Source organism: Vagococcus changpingensis (assembly GCF_058211775.1).
The window spans coordinates 58,953-82,290 of sequence record NZ_JBYVZB010000005.1 but is presented as its reverse complement, the minus strand read 5'-3'; the positions used below and the strand labels follow the sequence as shown (position 1 = coordinate 82,290).

At 32.6% G+C, this 23,338-nt stretch carries 22 protein-coding genes; 14 read left to right on the top strand and 8 right to left on the bottom strand.

All coding sequences use genetic code 11. The annotated features are described in order from the left end of the window. Window positions 1-19: 19 nt before the first annotated feature. The 8 genes from rsmG to rpmH all read right to left on the bottom strand — a co-directional run bounded on the left by rsmG (window position 20) and on the right by rpmH (window position 7,276). Window positions 20-739 carry a 16S rRNA (guanine(527)-N(7))-methyltransferase RsmG gene (gene rsmG / locus AC37UB_RS09300; protein ID WP_117973732.1) on the bottom strand — a complete coding sequence of 240 codons (720 nt, stop codon included), beginning with the start codon at window positions 737-739 and terminating at the stop codon, window positions 20-22. A gap of 573 nt (window positions 740-1,312) precedes the next feature. Continuing rightward, window positions 1,313-1,513 (bottom strand): hypothetical protein, encoded by a 201-nt coding sequence (locus AC37UB_RS09295; protein ID WP_490685638.1) that lies wholly within the window; start codon window positions 1,511-1,513, stop codon window positions 1,313-1,315. A gap of 77 nt (window positions 1,514-1,590) precedes the next feature. Next, complete coding sequence (mnmG, locus tag AC37UB_RS09290) at window positions 1,591-3,498, bottom strand: tRNA uridine-5-carboxymethylaminomethyl(34) synthesis enzyme MnmG (protein WP_490685637.1); 1,908 nt, start codon at window positions 3,496-3,498, stop codon at window positions 1,591-1,593. A 14-nt stretch (window positions 3,499-3,512) separates the two neighbouring features. Beyond that, window positions 3,513-4,907, bottom strand: a complete 1,395-nt coding sequence (gene mnmE / locus AC37UB_RS09285; protein ID WP_490685636.1) for a tRNA uridine-5-carboxymethylaminomethyl(34) synthesis GTPase MnmE — start codon at window positions 4,905-4,907, stop codon at window positions 3,513-3,515. 209 nt (window positions 4,908-5,116) lie between these two features. Next, window positions 5,117-5,866, bottom strand: a complete 750-nt coding sequence (gene jag, locus AC37UB_RS09280) for an RNA-binding cell elongation regulator Jag/EloR (RefSeq protein ID WP_117973741.1) — start codon at window positions 5,864-5,866, stop codon at window positions 5,117-5,119. Window positions 5,867-5,884: 18 nt separating this feature from the next. Next, window positions 5,885-6,667 carry a YidC/Oxa1 family membrane protein insertase gene (locus AC37UB_RS09275; RefSeq protein WP_490685639.1) on the bottom strand — a complete coding sequence of 261 codons (783 nt, stop codon included), beginning with the start codon at window positions 6,665-6,667 and terminating at the stop codon, window positions 5,885-5,887. Between the two features lie 50 nt (window positions 6,668-6,717). Continuing rightward, complete coding sequence (gene rnpA / locus AC37UB_RS09270) at window positions 6,718-7,056, bottom strand: ribonuclease P protein component (RefSeq protein ID WP_117973743.1); 339 nt, start codon at window positions 7,054-7,056, stop codon at window positions 6,718-6,720. 85 nt (window positions 7,057-7,141) lie between these two features. Further along, window positions 7,142-7,276: a 50S ribosomal protein L34 gene (gene rpmH / locus AC37UB_RS09265; RefSeq protein ID WP_071457793.1), complete on the bottom strand. Its 135-nt coding sequence runs from the start codon at window positions 7,274-7,276 to the stop codon at window positions 7,142-7,144. 472 nt (window positions 7,277-7,748) lie between these two features. On the opposite strand from rpmH, the gene dnaA reads away from it, so the two are divergent. The 14 genes from dnaA (at window position 7,749) to AC37UB_RS09195 (ending at window position 22,838) form a co-directional block, all read left to right on the top strand. Then, on the top strand, window positions 7,749-9,092 hold the full coding sequence (gene dnaA, locus AC37UB_RS09260) for a chromosomal replication initiator protein DnaA (RefSeq protein WP_490685635.1): 1,344 nt from the start codon (window positions 7,749-7,751) through the stop codon (window positions 9,090-9,092). 154 nt (window positions 9,093-9,246) lie between these two features. After that, complete coding sequence (dnaN, locus tag AC37UB_RS09255; RefSeq protein ID WP_241699645.1) at window positions 9,247-10,377, top strand: DNA polymerase III subunit beta; 1,131 nt, start codon at window positions 9,247-9,249, stop codon at window positions 10,375-10,377. Between the two features lie 130 nt (window positions 10,378-10,507). Then, on the top strand, window positions 10,508-10,981 hold the full coding sequence (locus AC37UB_RS09250; RefSeq protein ID WP_241699644.1) for a glutathione peroxidase: 474 nt from the start codon (window positions 10,508-10,510) through the stop codon (window positions 10,979-10,981). 237 nt (window positions 10,982-11,218) lie between these two features. Beyond that, the gene (gene yaaA, locus AC37UB_RS09245) at window positions 11,219-11,452 is read left to right on the top strand and encodes a S4 domain-containing protein YaaA (RefSeq protein ID WP_117973751.1); all 234 of its coding nucleotides are present in this window, start codon (window positions 11,219-11,221) and stop codon (window positions 11,450-11,452) included. A gap of 2 nt (window positions 11,453-11,454) precedes the next feature. Then, window positions 11,455-12,588: a DNA replication/repair protein RecF gene (gene recF, locus AC37UB_RS09240; RefSeq protein WP_117973753.1), complete on the top strand. Its 1,134-nt coding sequence runs from the start codon at window positions 11,455-11,457 to the stop codon at window positions 12,586-12,588. After that, window positions 12,578-14,524, top strand: coding sequence for a DNA topoisomerase (ATP-hydrolyzing) subunit B (gyrB, locus tag AC37UB_RS09235; protein WP_117973755.1), 1,947 nt, complete (start codon window positions 12,578-12,580; stop codon window positions 14,522-14,524). Before recF ends, gyrB begins: the two co-directional genes overlap by 11 nt. A 17-nt stretch (window positions 14,525-14,541) precedes the next feature. Continuing rightward, the gene (gene gyrA / locus AC37UB_RS09230) at window positions 14,542-17,055 is read left to right on the top strand and encodes a DNA gyrase subunit A (protein ID WP_117973757.1); all 2,514 of its coding nucleotides are present in this window, start codon (window positions 14,542-14,544) and stop codon (window positions 17,053-17,055) included. A gap of 320 nt (window positions 17,056-17,375) precedes the next feature. Then, complete coding sequence (gene rpsF, locus AC37UB_RS09225; protein ID WP_117973759.1) at window positions 17,376-17,675, top strand: 30S ribosomal protein S6; 300 nt, start codon at window positions 17,376-17,378, stop codon at window positions 17,673-17,675. 43 nt (window positions 17,676-17,718) lie between these two features. Continuing rightward, window positions 17,719-18,222: a single-stranded DNA-binding protein gene (gene ssb / locus AC37UB_RS09220; RefSeq protein WP_117973761.1), complete on the top strand. Its 504-nt coding sequence runs from the start codon at window positions 17,719-17,721 to the stop codon at window positions 18,220-18,222. A gap of 18 nt (window positions 18,223-18,240) precedes the next feature. Beyond that, entirely contained in the window at window positions 18,241-18,480 is a 240-nt protein-coding gene (gene rpsR / locus AC37UB_RS09215; protein ID WP_071455937.1) for a 30S ribosomal protein S18, read from the top strand. Between the two features lie 133 nt (window positions 18,481-18,613). Next, window positions 18,614-19,066, top strand: a complete 453-nt coding sequence (rplI, locus tag AC37UB_RS09210) for a 50S ribosomal protein L9 (protein WP_117973763.1) — start codon at window positions 18,614-18,616, stop codon at window positions 19,064-19,066. Between the two features lie 23 nt (window positions 19,067-19,089). After that, on the top strand, window positions 19,090-20,457 hold the full coding sequence (gene dnaB / locus AC37UB_RS09205; protein ID WP_117973765.1) for a replicative DNA helicase: 1,368 nt from the start codon (window positions 19,090-19,092) through the stop codon (window positions 20,455-20,457). A gap of 122 nt (window positions 20,458-20,579) precedes the next feature. Next, on the top strand, window positions 20,580-21,872 hold the full coding sequence (locus AC37UB_RS09200; protein ID WP_117973767.1) for an adenylosuccinate synthase: 1,293 nt from the start codon (window positions 20,580-20,582) through the stop codon (window positions 21,870-21,872). Window positions 21,873-21,965: 93 nt separating this feature from the next. Next, complete coding sequence (locus AC37UB_RS09195) at window positions 21,966-22,838, top strand: DegV family protein (protein ID WP_241699643.1); 873 nt, start codon at window positions 21,966-21,968, stop codon at window positions 22,836-22,838. Window positions 22,839-23,338: the final 500 nt, after the last annotated feature.

Sequence of the window (23,338 nt, the reverse complement as noted above, 5' to 3'; positions counted from 1 at the left end):
TTATCAGGCACCTTCATTTTTATACTAATGGTTTTTTATTTGGTAATCCTGCTTTACGAGGATATTTATTTGGTGTAACTTTCTTTTTATCTATTTCAATAATAAAGCGTTCATCTTGTGTTATAGGTAAACTAACCTCATGTTCTGATACAACTTTACCACCAAGTGTTGCTATTGCTTTTTTAGCTTCTAATAATTCTTCTTCACTCTTAGCTGCTTTCATTGCTAAAAATTGTCCATCTTGTTTAACTAAAGGTAAACACAACTCTGCCAACACATTTAATCGTGCAACCGCTCGAGCTGTCACCAAGTCAAAAGACTCTCGATATAATTTATTTTGTCCGAAATCTTCCGCTCTTGAATGATACAAATTGACATTATCTAATCCCAATTCTGTTGTTAATTCCGTTAAAAATTTAATACGTTTATTCAACGAATCAACAATCGAAATAGTGATATTAGGGAAAACAATTTTCAAAGGAATACTTGGAAACCCTGCACCCGATCCCACATCACACAAAGTTACTTCCTCTTTTGTCATATCTCGTTCAAACGCTAACGTTAATGAGTCGTAAAAGTGTTTTAAATACACTTCTTTTTTGTCTACAATTGCGGTTAGGTTTATTTTTTCGTTCCATTCAACAAGGCGTTTAAAATACAATTCAAACTGATTCATTTGTTTATCACTCAACACGATACCATGTTTTTTCAAATTCTTTTTAAACTCTTCTGGTGTCATTTTTATTCTCCTTCATGTGAAACAATCAGTGTTTCACGGATATGTCCACTTTATCGTATCCATCTTAAAAGTTCAATGCTTAATACGTCAGTTTTAATAAAAAAGCAACCCTAAATAACGAATAAGTTTACTTTTTTTTATTTATAAAATGTTTCACGTGGAACATTTTAATTTACACGACTATTTTCAAAATACTTGCGTAAAAAAAACTATATTTTCGCGAATTGTTTCACTTGCATTTATACTAGATAATGTATCATTTAAAAAGTCTTCAATTGTTTCATTCGTTACCGATTCGTAGCTAAAATAATTAAAATGTCGTTGCTGAAATTCACGTAAGTCTTTAATTATTTGCTGAAATTCATTAAATAGCTTTTCTTGGATAAATGGTTCATATTGATTCAACTAATTATCTAACTCATTAAGAGATTCACTACTTTTGACTACTCCTTCTTGAATCAATTTAACATACGTTTCTTCTAACGTTAATTCACTATTTTCTTTCAACAACTGTAAGCTTCCTTTGATACTTCTTGTCCTATCTATCGTTTGTTGCAATAAATCAAATAAATTTCAAAACAAATGATACTCTTTTTCGTACTGCTTTTGTGTCATAAAAATAAAACTATCTTGTTTTGCTAACATTTTTACTAGTTCTCTATCTTGCTTTATTTGTTTGCTTTGTATTGTTCGCTGCATTTGATACGTCAAAAAAATCGACACACTACTAATCAATATTGCTAATATAGCCATACCTATTGTCAAATATGCCATAATAGTCACCTCTTCTTAATTATACCAAAACTTCACTTAAATCCTTAAGTATTTATATAAAAAGAAAAGGCCTAATATTAGGCCTTTTCACTATCTATCTTTGCTATTTTCCCTTGTTCGATATAAACCATCAAAATGCTTATATCTGAAGGATTAACTCCACTTATTCGACTTGCTTGAGCAATTGTTTCTGGGCGGATTTTTTCTAATTTTTGAACTGCTTCTGTTGCCAAGCTGTTTATTGCTTTATAATCAATATTTTCTGGGATACGTTTTGCTTCCATACGCTTTAATTTTTCAACTTTATCTTTTGCTTTTTTTATATATCCTTCATACTTCACTTGAATTTCTACTTGTTCAATCACATAACGAGGTAATGGTTTTTCTGGTTTTGGGATAAATTGACTCAAATCATGATAAGTAATTTCAGGGCGTTTTAGAAAATCGCGAGCTAAAATCCCATCTTTTAGCGGAGCCAATTCTTTTTCTTCTAAAAATGATTGAATATCTTTGGTTGGTTTCAAACGAATTTTTCCTAATCTTTCTAATTCATTTTCCACCATCATTTTTTTCTCTTGATATTGTTCATATCTTGAGTCATCTACTAACCCAATGTCATGTCCCATCTCTGTTAGACGTAAATCTGCATTATCATGACGTAATAGTAAACGATACTCTGCACGAGATGTTAGCAGTCGATAAGGTTCATTCGTTCCTTTCGTTACCAAATCGTCGATTAACACTCCGATGTACGCATCGCTTCTTTTTAAAATAAATGGTTCTTTGCCTTGTATTTTTAAAGCAGCATTTATTCCTGCCATTAATCCTTGACAAGCGGCTTCTTCATACCCTGATGTTCCATTAGTTTGTCCTGCTGTATAAAGACCTGAAATCTTCATTGTTTCAAGTGTTGGACGTAATTGATGAGGCACAACGACATCATACTCAATCGCATAACCACTACGCATAATTTTCGCTTTTTCCAATCCTTCAATGCTTTGAACCATCTCTTTTTGGACATCTTCTGGTAATGAAGTTGACAGACCTTGAACATAGACTTCTTCAGTATGTTCTCCTTCTGGTTCTAAAAATATTTGGTGGCGAGGTTTATCACTAAAGCGAACGATTTTATCTTCAATCGACGGACAATATCTTGCCCCTACACCTTCAACAATCCCTGTAAACATTGGGGCACGATGTAAATTGTCACGAATTACCGTATGCGTGTCTAAGTTTGTATAAGTTAACCAACAAGGTAATTGATCGGTACGGTACTGATCATCTGTGCTTTCAAAACTAAAATGATTAGGTTGTTTATCCCCTGGTTGTTCTTCTGTTACAGAGTAATCAATCGTACTTGATTTTACTCGTGGTGGCGTTCCTGTTTTAAATCGTTCTATCTCTAATCCAATTTCTTTTAAGTTATTTGCTAATCCAATTGAGGGCAATGAGTTATTTGGGCCAGAAGAATATTTCAATTCACCAATAATAATTTCACCACGCAAAGCAGTTCCTGCTGTAATGATAACTGCTTTACTTGTATATTGTGTACCCGTACTTAGCTCCACACCATAACATACATCATCTTTAACTAATAATTTTTCTACGATACCTTGCTTAACAACTAAATTATCTTCTTTTTCTAATGTATGCTTTAATTCTGATTGATACGCATGTTTATCTGCTTGTGCTCGTAGGGCTCTTACAGCTGGTCCTTTACCAGTATTCAACATACGCATTTGAATATAGGTTTTATCAATATTACGACCCATTTCTCCACCTAGTGCATCAATTTCACGAACCACTACACCTTTAGCTGGTCCCCCTATTGATGGGTTACAAGGCATAAACCCAATCATATCTAAATTTAATGTCACAAGTAGTGTACTCATGCCCATTCTTGCTGCAGCTAAAGAAGCTTCTGAACCTGCATGTCCACCACCAACAACAATGATATCATAATCTCTCATTTCAATAGTTTCCATTAATGTTAATCTCCTTATTTTCCTAAACAGAACTGACTAAATAACTGGGTAATTAATTCATCTTGAACATTTTCACCCATAATTTCTCCTAATAAGTCCCAAGCTCTTGTCATATCAATTTGTAATAAATCTACAGGCATCTCTGATTCGATTCCTTTTAATACCTCATCAAGAGCCATATCAGCTTGTTCTAACAATGACACATGTCTTGTGTTAGAAATATATGTTGCATCTTTTTCAGACGTATTAGAAGCAAAGAATGTGTCTTTTATTAACTGTTCTAATAAATCAATACCTCTACCCTCTAAAACTGATATCGGTAAGAATGGTGTTTCCCCTAATATATTTTGTAACTCATCTTTATCTAATTTATTTGGTAAATCATTTTTGTTCAGTAATACAATACGTTGCATATCTTTTGTTAAAGAGATTAGCTCACGATCCATATCTGTAATAGATTCGCTTTGATTTAACACAAGTAACACTAAATCTGCTTCAGATAATGCTTTCCGACTTCGTTCTACCCCTATTTTTTCAACAATATCTTCTGTTTCACGAATACCTGCCGTATCAATTAATTTTAACGGCACACCACGTACATTAACAAACTCCTCTATAACGTCTCTTGTTGTTCCTTCTACATCTGTTACAATGGCTTTGTCTTCACGCAATAAATCATTTAATAGACTTGATTTTCCTACGTTTGGACGCCCAATAATAGCAGTTGCTAATCCTTCGCGTAAAATCTTTCCTTGTGTTGCTGTTTCTAACAAATGCGAAATATCTTCTTTCACCTCTAACGCTTTTTCCTTCATAAGTTTCGTAGTCATTTCTTCTACATCATCATACTCCGGGTAATCTATGTTTACCTCTACTTGTGCTAACGCTACTAATAATTTTTGTCTTAATGAATGAATTAATTGTGATAATCGTCCATCAAGTTGACCTAAAGCTAAGTCCATTGATTCACTTGTTTTGGCTTGTATTAAATCCATCACGGCTTCTGCTTGAGATAAATCCATACGACCATTTAAAAACGCTCGCTTGGTAAATTCTCCTGGTTCAGCTAACCTTGCCCCCTGTCTTAATAACAACTGTAACACTTGATTAGCTACAACCATCCCACCATGACAGTTTATCTCCACTATGTTTTCTCGTGTAAAGGTTTTGGGCTCTAACATCACAGAATACATCACTTCATCAATCACTTGATTTGTTTTTGGATCCTTGATATGTCCATAGTGAATCGTATGCGTCTCTACTTTGGTCAAATCCTTTTCTTTATAGTTTGTCACGCTTTGCGCAATTGTTATGGCATCATCTCCACTTAAACGAACAATACTAATAGCTCCCTCACCCGGTGGTGTTGATATCGCTACAATCGTATCAAACTCTTTTGTAATATTCATTTTTTACCTTCCTTTCTTAAAAAATACATATAAAAAAGTGCCCACTCCACCTCTTTATTTATCCCGTAAGCATAAATAAAAAAGTAGATAAGCACTTTGACTGCTATCTTATTTATAATCATAGAAATAATAGCATACTTTTATAGCTATTGACAATGGATATGATAATAAAAAAAGAAGTCATACAAGGGATGTATGACTCAATAGAGTTATTTTTTTAATTCAACAACTAAATAACGATGAGGTTCGTTACCTTCAGAGTGCGTTTTAATGTCCTTTTCATTTGATAAAATCGAATGAACTTGCTTTCGTTCAAACGCAGGCATTGGCTCCAAAAATACAGGTTGAGTAGTATCTCTTACCTTATGAACTGCTTGATTAGCTAATCGTTTAATGATTGCTTCTCGTCTTTCACGGTAATCTCCAACATTCACTATAACAGTTAATCGATTTTTCACTAAACGATGAATATAAACCTGTGATAGATACTGAATAGCGTTTAATACTTTTCCATGTTTACCAATCAACAAACCTTTTTTGTCTGTGTCTAAATGTAACACTACATGATTATCATTACGTTGTACTCTTGTCATTGCTGGTGCTCCTAAAGCCGTCGTTATATCTGTTAAATACACCGATAACTTCGTAATAGCCTCATCAAGTGATATATCTTGTGATTCAACTGGAGTTTCTTTTATTTCTACTTTAACTGGCTCTTGATATTCTATCATGACTTCAGATTCTATTTCTGGTTCTTCGATAATTTCTGTCGTTACTTGAATTTCTTCCTCTTTTTCTTTGGCGTTAATAGAAACAATCGCTTCTTTTTTACCAATTCCTAGAAATCCTTTTTTACCCTCTTCTATAATGGAGATAGCCGCATCGGCACGATTTATACCAAGTGAAGCCAAACCTTTTTTTATAGCTTGATCAACAGTTTCTCCCGTAAATGTTGGCATGATACGAACCCCCTCAATTTATTTTTTTCGTTTTTTTGGAGCATTTGCTTTACGCAGTGCTTTTTCTAATTCTTTTTTTCGTTGTTCTTCTGCTTCTTGTTCACGTCTAATTTTAAATGGATTATTAATCAATAATGTTTGAATTACTTGGAATGCATTTGATATTACCCAATATAAGGATAATCCACTAGCCAATTTAATACCCATAAATAAGATCATAACAGGCATCACATAATTCATTGCTTTCATCGTGCCTTGAACGTTTGACTGACTCATTGTTGTTAATCTCGTACTAATAAACGTAAAGATTGCGGCAAGTATTGGTAAAATAAACGTTGGATCAGGTTTACCTAACTCTAACCATAAAAATGTTCCCTCCGTTAATGCTGGAATACGAGAAATTGCTTGCCACAACGCCATCATAATTGGAAGTTGTACAACTAATGGTAAACAGCCTGATAACGGATTAACTCCTGCATCGCTGTATAAACGTTGCTGCTCTTCTTGTAATTTTCTAACCGTTTCAGAATCTTTTGAAGCATACTTTTCTTGTAATTCTTTTAATTTTGGTTGTAATTCTTGCGTTTTACGCATGCTTTTTGTCTGGTAATGCATTAAAGGTAATAAAATAATCCTAACAATAATCGTAAATAGAATAATCCCAATACCAGGATGCCCAAAAGATAACGCTTTTATCGCTTGACCAAAATAATAAACAATATATCGATCCCATAAACCAGTACTACTTTGATTGATTTCACCTGTACCACATCCTGTCAAAATAAAGACAAGAACAAACATGGACAGAATAAATAGCCATTTTTTCTTATTTTTCACTGACTAACCCTCTCTTATTTCATTAAATTAGCTAATTTAAACACATGCTGAATATTTTTCTTTACTTCATCTAAAGATAAATTAATGACTTGAGGTCTTGCAATTAATACAATATTGTAATTCGATTGAACCATCTCCTTCATATCATACAAGGATGTTCTCATTAATCGTTTCACCCGATTACGCATAACAGCATTTCCTACTTTTTTGCCAACAGATAACCCTACACGGAAATGAACGTTTTCAGGTGACTCATAGACATACACTATAAAATTTCTATTTGCAAAAGATTGCTTATTCTCAATAATTTGTTGAAACTCTTTTTCTTTTTTAATTCGATACGCTTTTTTCATATTAAATCACTCTTATCATAGCATAAAGATCGCTTTTTTTTTAATTTATTATAAAAAAAAATCACTGATTCGTAGAGTCAGTGATTTATGCCGCTAATACTTTTCTTCCTTTACGACGTCTACTTGCTAATACACGGCGACCGTTTTTAGTACTCATACGTTTTCGGAAACCATGAACTTTTTGACGTTTACGTTTTTTTGGTTGATATGTTCTTTTCATTCTCATACACCTCCTATAAACTAATATGCTTTCTAAATAATCACATTAGACAGACTATGACATTATACAAATAAAATAGTCATTTTGTCAACTTTATTTAAAATCTTTCTCATTATATAGTTATCCACAATGTCTTTTTTTATTCACATTCCTGTTAAAAATTAGACACATCACATTTTTTATCCATAACTTTAATACTAGTTATCAACAATATAACAACTTGTAAAAAAGTTATTAACATTCTAAAAAAATATTGTTAAAAACTCTTTTAAACTTTAAAAAAACAACTCTTGTATTTGTGTAAAACTTGTTGATAACTAAACTGATTATAAAAAATATTCACATTTTTTTAAACTTGTTGATAACTTTTATTAAGAGATGAAAATAAAATATCCACAAGTAAAATATTCAGTGGAAAACTTGTTTTTAAAGTGATAGAATATAAAAGACTATATAAGTTAGGGGGGTAACTATGCCCGATTTTAATTTTATCTGGAAAGAACTTGTTGAAAACTATAGAAAAACACTAACTCCTCCAAGTTTTAGCGCTTGGATTGATCCTGCAAAACCAATAACTTTGCAAAATAATATATTAACAATTGAGCTACCATCAGATTTACACAAAAACTACTGGGAAAAAAACTTAGCTGCAAAAATTGTAGAAACAGGTTTCGAATTAACAGGTGAAGAAATTACGCCTATTTTTATTATTCAAGATGATGAACCACAAATAAATGAATCAAAAAAAGAAGCTCCAACTGAACTACCAAATATCGTAAGAAAAAATAGCAAGAAAGCTTTACTTAATTCAAAATACACATTTGATACATTTGTTATTGGTAAAGGTAATCAAATGGCTCATGCTGCGGCATTAGTGGTATCAGAAGATCCAGGGGCGACATATAATCCTTTATTTTTCTACGGTGGCGTTGGTCTAGGAAAAACACACTTGATGCATGCAATTGGACATCAAATGCTTTCAAATAATGTGGATGCTAAAATAAAATATGTCACAAGTGAATCCTTCGCAAATGACTACATTAATTCGATTAAAAATAATAAATCCGAAGATTTTAGACAAGAGTATCGAAACGTCGATTTATTATTAGTTGATGACATTCAATTTTTTGCTGACAAAGAGGGAACACAAGAAGAATTTTTCCATACATTCAATACTCTTTATAATGAAGGGCATCAAATTGTCTTAACCAGCGATCGATTACCAAATGAGATTCCGAAATTACAAGAACGACTTGTTTCAAGATTTGCTTGGGGATTATCAGTAGATATCACTCCTCCTGATTTAGAGACACGAATTGCCATATTACGAAAAAAAGCTGATGCTGAAGGTTTGGAAATTCCTGATGATACATTATCATATATTGCTGGACAAATTGAATCAAATATACGTGAACTTGAAGGTGCTCTTGTCCGCGTGCAAGCTTTTTCTACAATGAAAGGGCAAGATATTACAACTAGTTTAGCTGCCGATGCTTTAAAAAGTTTAAAACCAATTAAAGAAAAAAGTGAATTATCCATTTTAAACATTCAAGAAGAAGTTTGTAAATATTATCATTTGCAATTAAAAGATTTAAAGGGAAAAAAACGTGTCAAAACAATAGTTGTACCAAGACAAATAGCAATGTATCTCTCAAGAGAACTAACAGATAATTCCCTACCAAAAATTGGTGCAGAATTTGGTGGTAAAGACCACACCACTGTTATACATGCTCATGAAAAAATTCAACAATTAGTCGAAAAAGATGTTACCATACAAAAAGAAGTAAATGACATTAAACAAACATTACTTTCCTAATTGTGGAAAACAAAAAAAACAACCTCGAGTTTTCCACATGTTATTAACAAGAAAAAATCCTTATCAGTTATAAACAGAAAATACTTATACACAGAATCAACAGCACCTACTACTACTACTACTTTATATATATTAATTAAAAGGAGACTAACTAATGAAAATAACGTTAAATCGCGCAGCATTTTTAAATGAATTAACTACAGTTCAACGTGCTATTTCCGGTAAAACAACTATTCCTATATTGACAGGGGTAAAATTAAGTATCACAGATGTTGGCTTAACTCTTACAGGTAGTAACGCTGATATTTCTATTGAAACTTTTTTAAGTGTTGATAATGATAAAGCCAGTATGCTAATTGAATCCACTGGATCAATAGTTATTCAAGCACGTTTCTTTAATGAAATTATAAAAAAATTGCCTGAACAAACATTAACTTTAGAGTTAATTGAGAATAATCAAGTTATTATTACATCAGGAAAAGCTTTATTTAATGTTAATGGATTAAATGCTGATAGTTATCCTCAGTTACCAATTATTGAGGATCAAACCAACTTCAAATTACCTGCAAGGGTATTAAATAAATTAATCAGTGAAACTGTTTTTGCTGTATCATCACAAGAAAGTAGACCAATACTTACAGGGGTACATATGACTCTAAATGATAATAATTTATTAGCAGTTGCAACAGATAGTCATCGTTTAAGTCAACGTAAAATGGAACTAGACAATGTCAATCAAACTTTTGATGTCGTGATACCTGGAAAAAGCTTACAAGAATTATCACGTTCATTTAAAGATGAAGAAGAGCAAGTTGATATTTCTATTATGGAAAATCAAATTTTATTTAGAACAGAAACAATGAATTTTTACTCTAGGTTATTAGAAGGAAATTATCCTGATACTAATCGTTTAATCCCGACGAATTTTAATACTGAAATTAGTTTTAATGTCTCTAGTTTATTATCAGCGATTGATCGAGCGTCATTACTATCTCATGAGGGCCGTAATAATATTGTCAAGTTAGCAATTGATGCTGAACAAGTGATTATTTATGGAAATTCACCTGAAATTGGTAATGTAGAGGAAAAATTAACTTATATCGAAGTTACAGGTGATCCTATAACAATCTCTTTTAATCCTGACTATATGAAAGCATCATTAAAATCGTTTGGAGATATCGATGTGACAATTCGTTTTATTTCACCGATTCGTCCATTCACACTCCAACCTAAAGATGGTGATATTGAATTTATTCAACTAATAACACCAGTTAGAACCAATTAGGAGGTTTTTAGCACTCATTAAAAAGGTGAGTGCTTTTTTATTTTGTATTCATTATGGTGTGTCATTCCTGAAAAAAATTAGATAATGTAGTTTAATTAAGCTATTACTACACAACGGGGAGGAAAATAGCGTGACAATTTATGGTTACGAAGCGACGTTAGATAATGGAGAGTCTTACTTTTTGGAAAAATATAAAGGGAAAGTAATGATTATTGTCAATACTGCAACTAAATGCGGACTAGCACCACAATTTAAGGAATTGGAGACTATTTATCAAACCTATAAGGATAAAGGGTTAGTAATATTAGGATTTCCATCTAATCAGTTTCATCAGGAAGTAAAAACAAGTGAAGAAGCTAGCCAAGCATGTCGAATGACTTATGGAGTGACATTTCCTATGCATCAATTATCTAAGGTGAATGGTAAAGCTGCTAATCCTATTTTTAGCTATTTGATGAACGAAGCACCTGGAGTACTAGGTGACAAAATTAAATGGAATTTCACTAAATTCTTAATTAATCAAAAAGGGGAAGTCGTTAAACGATTTTCACCAACAGACAAACCTGAAAAAATGGTACCAGATATTGAAAAACTATTAAATTAATCATGAAAACAAAGGAAGGGTTGAGAAAAAATCAATCATTCCTTTTTAATTATTTACAAAAAAATTTAAATTATCTCTTATTTTACGTTCTAAGAGGTTTAGTATAAAAAATGAAAAAAGTATCGATTCATTATAATATTGCGTAAAAAACGATTTTAGCAAAGAAAATTTGTTTTTAAGACTTAAAAAGGGTATAATAATAGCAATGGTAAATTGAAACAGAGAAGGTGAAAATTTGTGAAAAAAACATTTATATTAAAAACAGAATATATGACTCTTGGTCAATTTTTAAAAGAAGTTGATGTTATTTCTAGCGGTGGAATGGCCAAATGGTATTTACAGGAACATGCTGTATTTGTTAATGGAGAACCTGAAAATCGTCGCGGTAGAAAATTATATAAAGACATGATGATTGAAATACCTGAGTTAGGTACTTTTTTTATGGAAACAAACGCATCGGATGCTAAATAATTATGCAACTTAATCAAATAGAATTAACGAATTATCGAAATTACAATCAACTTACTTTAAATTTTTCACCAAAATTGAATGTATTTGTTGGTGATAATGCCCAAGGAAAAACTAATTTATTAGAAAGTATTTATGTTTTATCGTTAACAAAAAGTCACCGAAGCAATCATGAAAAAGAATTAATTCAATGGAATCAAGAGTTTGCTAGAATTGAAGGTCAAATAAGTAAAAAGAATAGTGATATTGATTTAACAATGATTGTTTCTAATAAAGGGAAAAAAACAAAAGTAAATGGTTTAGAACAAATTAAATTAAGTCAATATATAGGTTATTTGAATGTTATTTTATTTGCTCCAGAAGATTTATCTTTAGTTAAAGGGTCACCACAACATCGTCGAAAATTTCTAGACATGGAAATTGGCCAAATCAACTCACACTATTTATATCACCTAAGCAATTATCAAACAGTGCTTAAACAACGAAACCAATATTTAAAAAAAACAGCTTTTAATAAATCATATGATCCTCTTTATTTAGAAGTATTAAATGAGCAATTAGCACAAGAAGGAAGTTTTGTTCTCTTGTCACGTTTGTATTTTGTTAACTTACTTGAAAAATGGGCAAATAGTATTCATGATAACATCTCTTACGGAAAAGAAGAATTACGTATTTCCTATAAAACTTCCTTTCAATTAGGTTCAGAACAAACGCAAGAAGAGTTATATTATTTATTAATGAAAGAGTTTAAAAAACATGAGGAGAGAGATCTATCACAATTTACAACAAGTGTAGGACCTCATAGAGATGATTTGGTTTTTATGGTAAATGGACAAAATGTTCAAACGTATGGCTCGCAAGGACAACAGAGAACAGCAGCTTTAAGCGTTAAATTAGCAGAAATTGAGCTAATTAATGAGGAGATTGGGGAATATCCTATTTTACTTCTTGATGATGTTCTTAGCGAACTGGATGACGAAAGACAAGTACAGTTAATGGAATTTATTGATAATAAACTTCAAACGTTTTTGACGACAACCAGTATCGTGCATTTAAATGATAAATTAAAAATAAATCCCGAAATATTTTATGTAACAAATGGAAAAGTAGAAAGGACGAGTGAAGACGTTGACGGATAAACAAATAAATGGAGGGCAAGCTTCATCATATGATGCCAGCCAAATTCAAGTATTAGAAGGACTTGAGGCTGTTAGAAAACGACCTGGTATGTATATTGGGTCCACAGGACCACAAGGTTTACACCATTTAGTATGGGAAATTGTTGACAATTCAATTGATGAGGCGTTGGCTGGTTTTTGTACTGAGATTAACGTGACGATTGAAGAAGATAATAGTATCACAGTAAAAGATAATGGACGTGGTATTCCAGTAGGGATTCAAGAAAAAACGGGACGACCAGCTGTTGAAACCGTCTTTACAGTATTACACGCTGGAGGAAAATTTGGCGGTGGGGGTTATAAAGTCTCAGGTGGTTTACATGGTGTAGGTTCATCCGTTGTAAACGCGTTATCTGAATCACTTAATGTTAAGGTTCATGTTGATGGGAAAATTCATCATCAAGAATTTAAGCGTGGAAAAGTCATAGATGACTTAGAAGTAATTGGTGAAACAGACCATCGCGGAACAGTTGTTAACTTTAAACCAGATGCTGAAATTTTTAAAGAAACAACCGTTTTTGAATATGATAAATTAGCAACACGTATTCGTGAATTAGCTTTCTTAAATCGAGGATTACGTATTAGTATTACTGATAAACGTGTGAGTCCTGAAAAAGAAGAATCTTACCACTACGATGGTGGGATTAAGAGTTATGTTGAGTATTTAAATGCTGGGAAAACAGTTCTTTTTCCAGATCCAATTTATACAGAAGGTGAACAACAAGATATTAGTGTTGAAGTAGCAATCCAGTACACTGACGATTACCATACTAATTTGTTGAGTTTTGCTAATAATATCCATACCTATGAGGGGGGAACACATGAGTTTGGTTTTAGAACTGCTTTAACACGTGTGATTAATGATTATGCAAAACGTCAAAAATTATTAAAAGAAAATGACGAAAATTTAAGTGGAGATGATGTACGTGAAGGAATGACAGCTGTTATCTCTATCAAACATCCAGAACCACAATTTGAAGGACAAACAAAAACAAAATTAGGTAACTCTGAAGTAAGAACAGTTACAGATCGATTATTCTCAGAAGCTTTTAATAAATTTTTATTAGAAAACCCTGATGTAGCAAAACGTGTCGTTGAAAAAGGGATTTTAGCATCTAAAGCTCGTTTGGCAGCTAAAAGAGCACGTGAAGTAACACGACGTAAGGGAGCTCTTGAAATTAGTAGTTTACCTGGTAAGTTAGCAGATTGTTCAAGTCGTGATCCTGAGAAAAGTGAATTATATATTGTCGAAGGGGATTCTGCGGGAGGCTCAGCAAAAACTGGTCGTGACCGTAATTATCAAGCCATTTTACCTATTCGTGGGAAAATCTTAAACGTCGAAAAAGCAAGCATGGAAAAAATATTAGCCAATGCAGAAATTCGTTCACTATTTACAGCAATGGGAACAGGGTTTGGTGGCGATTTTGATGTATCAAAAGCACGTTATCATAAATTAATTATCATGACCGATGCCGACGTTGATGGGGCACATATTAGAACTCTTTTATTAACGCTATTTTATCGTTATATGCGTCCAATTGTTGAAGCAGGGTATGTTTACATTGCTCAGCCGCCATTGTATGGGGTAAAACAAGGGAAAAAGATTACATATATTCAACCAGGAAAAGATGCTGATGAGAGGTTAGCACAAGCAGTTGCAGATTTGCCAGCGACACCAAAACCAAGTATTCAACGTTATAAAGGTTTAGGCGAGATGGATGATCATCAATTATGGGATACAACAATGGATCCAACAAAACGTACAATGTTACGTGTAACAGTTGAAGATGCTGCTAAAGCAGATGCAGTGTTTGATATGTTGATGGGAGATAGAGTAGAACCTCGTCGTGAATTTATTGAGGCCAATGCACATTATGTTAAGAATTTAGATATTTAAGTAAGGGAGAAACGTTCATGTCTGAAGAAATCAGAGAAAATATTCAAGATGTTAATTTGACACAAGAAATGGAAGAATCCTTTATTGATTATGCCATGAGTGTTATTGTGTCTCGTGCGTTACCAGACGTAAGAGATGGGCTAAAACCTGTTCATCGCCGTATTTTATATGGGATGAATGAAATGGGTGTGACACCTGATAAGGCACATAAAAAATCAGCACGTATCGTTGGGGATGTTATGGGTAAATACCATCCTCATGGTGATAGTGCGATTTATGAATCTATGGTGCGTATGGCTCAACCGTTTAGTTACCGTAACATGTTAGTTGATGGGCATGGTAACTTTGGTTCTGTCGATGGTGATGGAGCTGCCGCAATGCGTTATACGGAAGCTCGTATGAGTAAAATTGCGGTTGAAATGTTACGTGATATCAATAAAAATACCGTTAATTTCCAAAAGAATTATGATGAAACAGAAAGAGAGCCAGAAGTATTACCTGCACGATTTCCTAATCTTCTAGTTAACGGGACAACAGGGATTGCAGTAGGTATGGCAACGAATATACCACCACACAATTTGTCAGAAGTCATTGATGCGTTAAAACTATTGATGGAAAATAAAGATGTGACAACAAATGAATTGATGGAGGCACTACCTGGACCTGACTTTCCGACTGGTGGACTTGTCATGGGGAAAACGGGTATTCGTAAAGCTTATGAAACGGGTAAAGGATCAATTATTGTTCGTGCGAAAGTCGATATTGAAGAAAAATCAAATGGTCGTGAACGCATTATTGTCACTGAAATCCCATATATGGTGAATAAAGCAAAACTGGTTGAACGTATTGCTGAGTTGCACCGTGAAAAACGTATTGAGGGGATTACTGACTTAAGAGATGAATCCTCACGCGAAGGGATGCGTATTGTCATCGAGATTCGTCGTGATACAAGCGCATCAGTTGTGTTGAATAATTTATATAAATTAACGTCATTACAAACAAGTTTTGGCTTTAATATGCTAGCCATTGTTAAAGGTGTACCAAAAGTTTTAGGATTAAAACCAATTCTAGAGTATTATTTGGAACATCAAGAAGAAGTTATTGTTCGCCGCACAGAATTTGATAAACAAAAAGCAGAAGCTCGTGCGCACATATTAGAAGGCTTGAGAATAGCATTAGATCACATTGATGAAATTATTAAAATTATTCGTGCATCTGATTCTGATGACGTGGCAAAAGCAACTTTGATGGAACAATTTGATCTATCCGATAGACAATCACAAGCAATTTTAGATATGCGTCTACGTCGTTTAACTGGTTTAGAACGTGAAAAAATCGAAGCGGAATACCAAGATTTATTAGTATTAATTGCTGATTTGAAAGACATATTAGCTAATCATCATAGAGTACTCAATATTATCTCTGAAGAACTGGATGAAGTTCAACGTAAATATGGGGACGAAAGACGGACCGAATTACTCGTTGGAGAAGTATTAAGTCTAGAAGATGAAGATTTAATTGAAGAAGAAGATGTGGTTATTACGTTAACTCATAATGGTTACATTAAACGATTACCAAGTACGGAGTTCCGTACCCAAAATCGTGGCGGACGTGGTGTTCAAGGAATGGGCGTTCATGATGATGACTTTGTTGAGAATTTATTATCTTGTTCAACACATGATACGTTATTATTCTTTACAGATACAGGTAAAGTATATCGTGCAAAAGGATATGAAATCCCTGAGTACGGTCGTACAGCTAAGGGGATTCCAGTCATCAATCTATTAGGTATTGATTCTTCAGAAAATATTGAAGCTATTATTAATGTGGAAGGAAAAGCTGATTCTAATCAGTATTTATTCTTTACAACGAAATTAGGAACAGTAAAACGTACGTCTGTTAAAGAATTTTCGAATATTCGCACCAATGGCTTAAAAGCTATTGGTTTAAAAGATGGTGATTCACTGATTAATGTAGCATTAACAGATGATGATGATACGATTATTATTGGGACAAATCTAGGGTATTCTGTAACCTTTAAAGCAGAAGCAGTGCGTTCAATGGGACGTAGTGCAGCAGGTGTTCGTGGTATTCGTTTAAGAGAAAATGATTATGTCATTGGCATGGATATTTTAAAACCAGACATGGAAGTATTAGTTATTACTGAAAATGGGTATGGTAAGAGAACACATGCTAAAGAATATCCAATCAAGGGCCGTGGTGGTAAAGGGATTAAAACCGTTAATATTACTGAGAAAAATGGTCATTTAGTTGGATTAACAACGGTTAGTGGTGAAGAAGACATTATGTTAGTCACTAATAAAGGTGTCATCATCCGTTTTGAGCTGAATTCTGTTTCTCAGACAGGTCGTTCAACCCAAGGTGTCCGTTTAATTCGTTTAGAAGAAGATGCTTTGGTATCAACTATGGCAACTATTGATGTTGATGAAGATGAAATAGAAGATACTATTGTGTCAGAGGAAATCGATGTTAAAATAACAGCGGATGAACAAGAAAAGAATTTTGAATAATAAAATGATAATTAACTCAAAGTAGGCAACTATTTTGAGTTATTGTTTTATAAAAAATTTAATTAAGGAGATATTCTAGATAACTATCTATTTACTAGGTTTAGTAACAAACAGTAAGGGAAATTTGTAGAAACTTTTGATATTAAATAATTTGAAGAAATATATCATTAGTAAATGGTCGATTAAAATAAAGGTATTATAAATTTATGTTGCAATACGATATAAAAAATAGTATAATTTATTACTGTGAGTAAATGAAAGTTTACTCTCCTTGTTCCTTATAATTAAGGAACCTTTAGTCCATAAGGAGGTGAAAATCAATGAGTCAGGTATCAAATTATGAAATCATGTATATAATTCGTCCTAACATTGATGAGGAAGCAAAAAATGCTCTAGTAAATCGTTTCGATTCAATCTTGAAAGATAACGGAGCAGAAGTTTTGGAATCTAAACAATGGGAAAAACGTCGTTTAGCTTACGAAATCCAAAATTTCCGTGAAGGAATCTACCATATCGTTAAAGTTTCTTCTACAGATGCTGCAGCAATCAATGAATTTGATCGTTTAGCAAAAATCAATGATGACATTTTACGTCACATGATTGTTAAAGAAGAAAAGTAATAATGTTTCACGTGAAACATTTATAACGAAAGGAGATTAACCAATGATTAACAATGTTGTATTGGTAGGTAGACTTACTCGAGACCCAGATTTGAGATATACGTCAAATGGTTCTGCCGTAGCGACTTTTAACTTAGCTGTTAATCGTAACTTTACGAATCAAAGTGGGGAACGAGAAGCAGACTTTATTAATTGTGTGATTTGGAGAAAACCAGCTGAAACCTTAGCAAATTATGCTAAAAAAGGAACTCTATTGGGAGTAGTTGGACGTATTCAAACTAGAAACTACGAGAATCAACAGGGACAAAGAGTGTATGTAACTGAAGTGGTTTGTGAGAACTTCCAATTATTAGAATCTAAGAATGCATCGAGTCAAAGACAACAGCAAACTAGCGGATTTAATAATTTTTCTCAAGATAACCAAAATACACAATCATCATTTGGCCAATCTTCAAGTAATGACATGCCGAACTTCGATCGTGATAATAGTAATCCTTTTGGAAACTCATCATCGATAGATATTTCGGATGACGATTTACCATTCTAATATAGAGGAGGGCATATAATGGCAGCTCAACAAAGAAGAGGCGGACGCCGTCGTCGTAAAGTATGTTACTTTACAGCTAACCATATTGATCATATCGATTACAAAGATGTTGAATTATTATCTCGTTTTGTTTCAGAACGCGGTAAAATTTTACCTCGTCGTGTAACAGGAACTTGTGCTAAACATCAACGTAAATTAACGATTGCAATTAAACGTGCAAGAATTATGGGATTATTACCATTCGTTAGTGAAGACTAATAAAATCCAGAGACATTCATTTGAATGTCTCTTTTTGTTTCACGTGAAACAATGAAGAATAGTTTAGAAATACTATAAATTATGTTAAAATAAAAAGAGTGTGTAACTAGAATCGTTAGGAGAGTGAATATAGATGAAAGTTATCTTTTTAGAAGATGTAAAAGGAAAAGGAAAAAAAGGTGAAGTGAAAGATGTTGCAGTAGGATATGCTCAAAACTTTTTAATTAAAAAAGGATTGGCTAAAGAAGCAACAGCTCAAAATTTAAGTGAACTTAAAGGAAAAGAAAAAGCCAAAGCTAAAGAAGATGCAGAAGTATTAGAAGAAGCTAAAAAATTAAAAAAAACATTTGAAACTGAAGGTTTTGAAGTTGTTATAAAATCAAAAGCAGGAGAAGATGGACGTTTATTTGGTTCAATTCCTTCTAAACAAATAGCAGATGGACTTCAAAAGCAACACAAAATAAAAGTAGATAAACGCAAAATTGAAATGGAACAACCAATTAAAGCATTAGGCTATACAACTGTTCCAGTTAAATTACATAAAGAAGTGGTAGCCAAACTACGTGTACATGTAGTGGTTGAGTAACCGGAAAATTGAGGATTTAATCTATGGAACTTATTCAACAAGATAGAGTGCCACCTCAAAGTATCGAGGCAGAACAAGCAGTTTTAGGTTCTGTCTTTTTAAATGCAGATGCTTTGATTGAGGCAATGGAATATATTGATTCAGCTGATTTTTATCGACGTTCACATCAGTTACTTTTCCAAACTATGTTAGATTTAAATAATCGTAATGAAGCAATTGATGTCATTACGATGAAAACAGAGTTGGAACAAAAGCAATTACTAGAAGATGTTGGTGGTATTAGTTACTTATCTGAGTTAACAACAAACGTTCCAACAGCAGCCAATGTGGGACACTATGCCAAAATTGTGGAACAAAAATCGTTGTTGCGTCGTTTGATACAAACGGCAACAGATATCGTAACAAAAGGCTTTGAACAAGATGAAGATGTTGAATTTATATTAGATGAAGCAGAACGTCAAATTTTAGAAGTCTCTGAAAAAAGAAATAGAAGTGGCTTTTTAGCGATTTCTGATGTGTTGAGTGATTCTATTGCTCAAATAGAACAATTATCACAACAAGGTGATGATATAACTGGATTGCCAACAGGATATCATGCTCTTGATAAAATGACAGCCGGTCTCCAGTCAGAAGAGCTCATCATATTAGCAGCACGTCCGGCTGTGGGGAAAACAGCCTTTGCTTTAAATATCGCACAAAATGTAGGAACAAAAACGGATGAATCAGTCGCTATTTTTAGTTTAGAAATGAGTGCAGAGTCATTAGTTAATCGTATGTTATGTTCAGAAGGCTCAATAGAAGCAAGTCATTTAAAAACAGGTCAGTTGACTGACGAAGAATGGAACAGTTTAATTGTCGCAATGGGAAGTTTATCAAGGGCTAATATTTTTATAGATGATACGCCTGGTATTAAAATATCTGAAATTCGGGCGAAATGTCGAAAATTAGCTCAAGAACAAGGTGATTTGGGCCTTATCTTAATTGATTATTTACAATTAATTGAAGGAACAGGACGAGAGAACAGACAACAAGAAGTATCGGAAATTTCACGTCAATTAAAGAAACTTGCTAAGGAATTGAAAGTGCCAGTTATTGCCTTATCACAGCTATCTCGTGGAGTGGAACAAAGGCAAGATAAAAGACCAGTATTAAGTGATATTCGTGAATCAGGTTCTATTGAGCAAGATGCAGATATTGTCGCCTTTTTATATCGTGATGATTATTATCAACGTGATAGTGAAGAAGATGATGATGAACCAGTACAAGAGTCTAATAATATTATTGAAGTTATTATAGAAAAAAATAGAAGTGGTGCAAGAGGAACGGTAGAATTGATGTTTATTAAAGAATATAATAAATTTACTTCTATTTCCCCAAGAGAAGAATTTTAATATTCGTAATTTTTGATAAAAATATGTTTTTTTTATTTTAATGTTCTGATTTAGTTGTGTTAGATTCTTTTTTTTGATAATATAGTTAGGTAATGAATAAAAGAGAAGAACGGAGTGTTCGTATGTCATCAGTTGTAGTAGTAGGAACTCAGTGGGGAGACGAAGGTAAAGGAAAAATCACTGATTTTTTAAGCGAAAATGCAGAAATTATTGCAAGATACCAGGGTGGAGATAATGCAGGACACACTATTCAATTTGATGGAACAACCTATAAACTTCATTTAATTCCATCAGGTATTTTTTATCAAGATAAAATAAGCGTGATTGGAAATGGTGTAGTCGTTAATCCAAAATCATTAATTAAAGAATTAAACTATTTAAAAGAACATAATATTCCAACTACTAATTTAAGAATTTCAGATAGAGCACATGTTATTTTGCCTTATCATATTCTTTTAGATCAGTTACAAGAAGATGCTAAAGGTGATCAAAAAATCGGAACAACGATTAAAGGGATTGGACCTGCTTATATGGATAAAGCAGCTCGTGTGGGTATTAGAATAGCTGATTTATTAGATAAAGAGATTTTTGAAGAACGATTAAAAATAAATTTAGAAGAAAAAAATAAATTATTTACTAAAATCTATGAAGTAGACCCTATTTCATTTGAAGAAGTGTTTGAAGAATACTATGAGTATGGTCAATTAATTAAAGAATATGTAACTGATACATCAGTTATCTTAAATGAAGCCTTAGATAATGGAAAACATGTACTATTTGAAGGAGCTCAAGGTGTTATGTTGGATATTGATCAAGGTACTTATCCATTTGTTACCTCATCAAATCCATTAGCTGGAGGCGTGACAATTGGAACAGGTGTAGGACCTTCCAAAATTGATAAAGTGGTGGGTGTTTGTAAAGCTTATACCTCTCGTGTAGGTGATGGACCATTCCCAACTGAACTATTTGATGAAACAGGTCATCAAATTAGAGAAGTTGGTCGTGAATATGGTACAACAACTGGTCGACCAAGACGTGTTGGTTGGTTTGATAGTGTTGTGATGAGACACTCTAGACGTGTATCAGGTATCACTAACCTATCATTAAATTCAATCGATGTTTTAACAGGTTTACCTGTCATTAAAATTTGTGTGGCTTATGAGTTAGATGGAAAAGAAATCACTCATTACCCAGCAAGTTTGAAAGAATTATCGAGATGTAAACCAATTTATGAAGAATTACCAGGGTGGACGGAAGATATTACTGGTTGTAAAACATTAGAAGAATTACCAGAAAATGCTAGAAATTATGTTAAACGTGTTTCTGAGTTAGTAGATGTTAGAATTTCAACATTTTCTGTTGGTCCTGATAGAACACAAACAAATATTTTAGAAAATGTTTGGGAACAAATTTAAATACCCAATAAATATAAAAAAATAGAGAGTTATCGAACTCTCTATTTTTTTATTATATAATAAAGTTAAACCAATGATAGGGAGAAAATAAAAATGACTTATAAATTTGATTTGTTGGTAGATTCCTGTTGTGATTTGACACATGATGAATTAGAGGAACCAGGCATTAAAAAAATTAGTATGACGATTCAATTAGACAACAAAGAATATATTGATGACTTTCAGGAAACTTTTGATTACAATTGGTTTATGACAGAACTTAAAAATGGAGCAACACCTAGTACGTCACAAATTAATATTGGGAATTACTTAGATATTTTTAAAGATTATGTCGGCCAGAACCAACCCTTGCTATATGTTTGTTTTTCATCAGGTTTAAGTGGCTCATATAATAATGCGATGACAGCTTTATCTATGTTAGAAGAAGAGCATGGTAAACTACCGATTACGATTATTGATTCCTTAGCGGCATGTTTGGGAGAAGGACTACTTGTAAGGAATGTCTTAAATCTTAGGAGACAAGAAAAAACACTTGAAGATGTCGTATTATGGTTAAACGAAATGATACCAAGATTACATTCATGGGTTACAGTTGATGATTTAAAACATCTAGAGCGTGGAGGTAGGATATCCAAAACGTCTGCGATGATTGGTAGTATGATCAAAGTGAAACCAATTATCTGTATGAATGCTGAAGGAAAATTAATTAATATTGGAAAAGTACGTGGACGCAAACATTCATTAGAAAAAATAGCTGAATTAACCAAAGAAACCATTGAGCAAGAATCTGAACAAGATATTTTAATTGCCTATGCTGGAGATAAGGAATCTGGTGAAAAATTAAAAGCTATTTTACAAGATAAAGTATCGGTAAAAAGTATTTCTGTAAAACCGATGGGACCAACCATTGCTAGTCATACAGGATATGGAGCATTGGCAGTATTTTCATTTGGTTTAATAAAGTAACATAAACTTATAAGATTATCTAGACTATGGACAAACTAGTTACTCATTAAGAGTGATTGGTTTGTTTTTTTTAGATACGCCAATTGTAAAATTGAGCTAGACAATAAAAAAAGACAAAGTATTGAAATTATTCAACACTTGTCCATAGTTTTATATAAGTTTATATGACTTTGTGGCTATTATGAATAAAAATTTACATATAATGTGGAACAGATAAAAAATTATTAACTATAACAGTTTTGATTATTTTTATTTGTTTTAAGTATTTTTAATTATGTATTAAATTTATTTAACATATATCTAATGATTATATAAAAAATGCATCATATATAGTTATTTTGTCTACTTTTTTTAATTAAATTATAATAAAAAACTTTAAATGTATTAAAGATACAATTAAACTATCTTTTTATAATAATTGTTGTTAAATTTGATATAAACAATAGTAATCTGTTTATTTTTTTTAAAAATGTGTTATAATTGTAAAGTGGTTGTTTGTG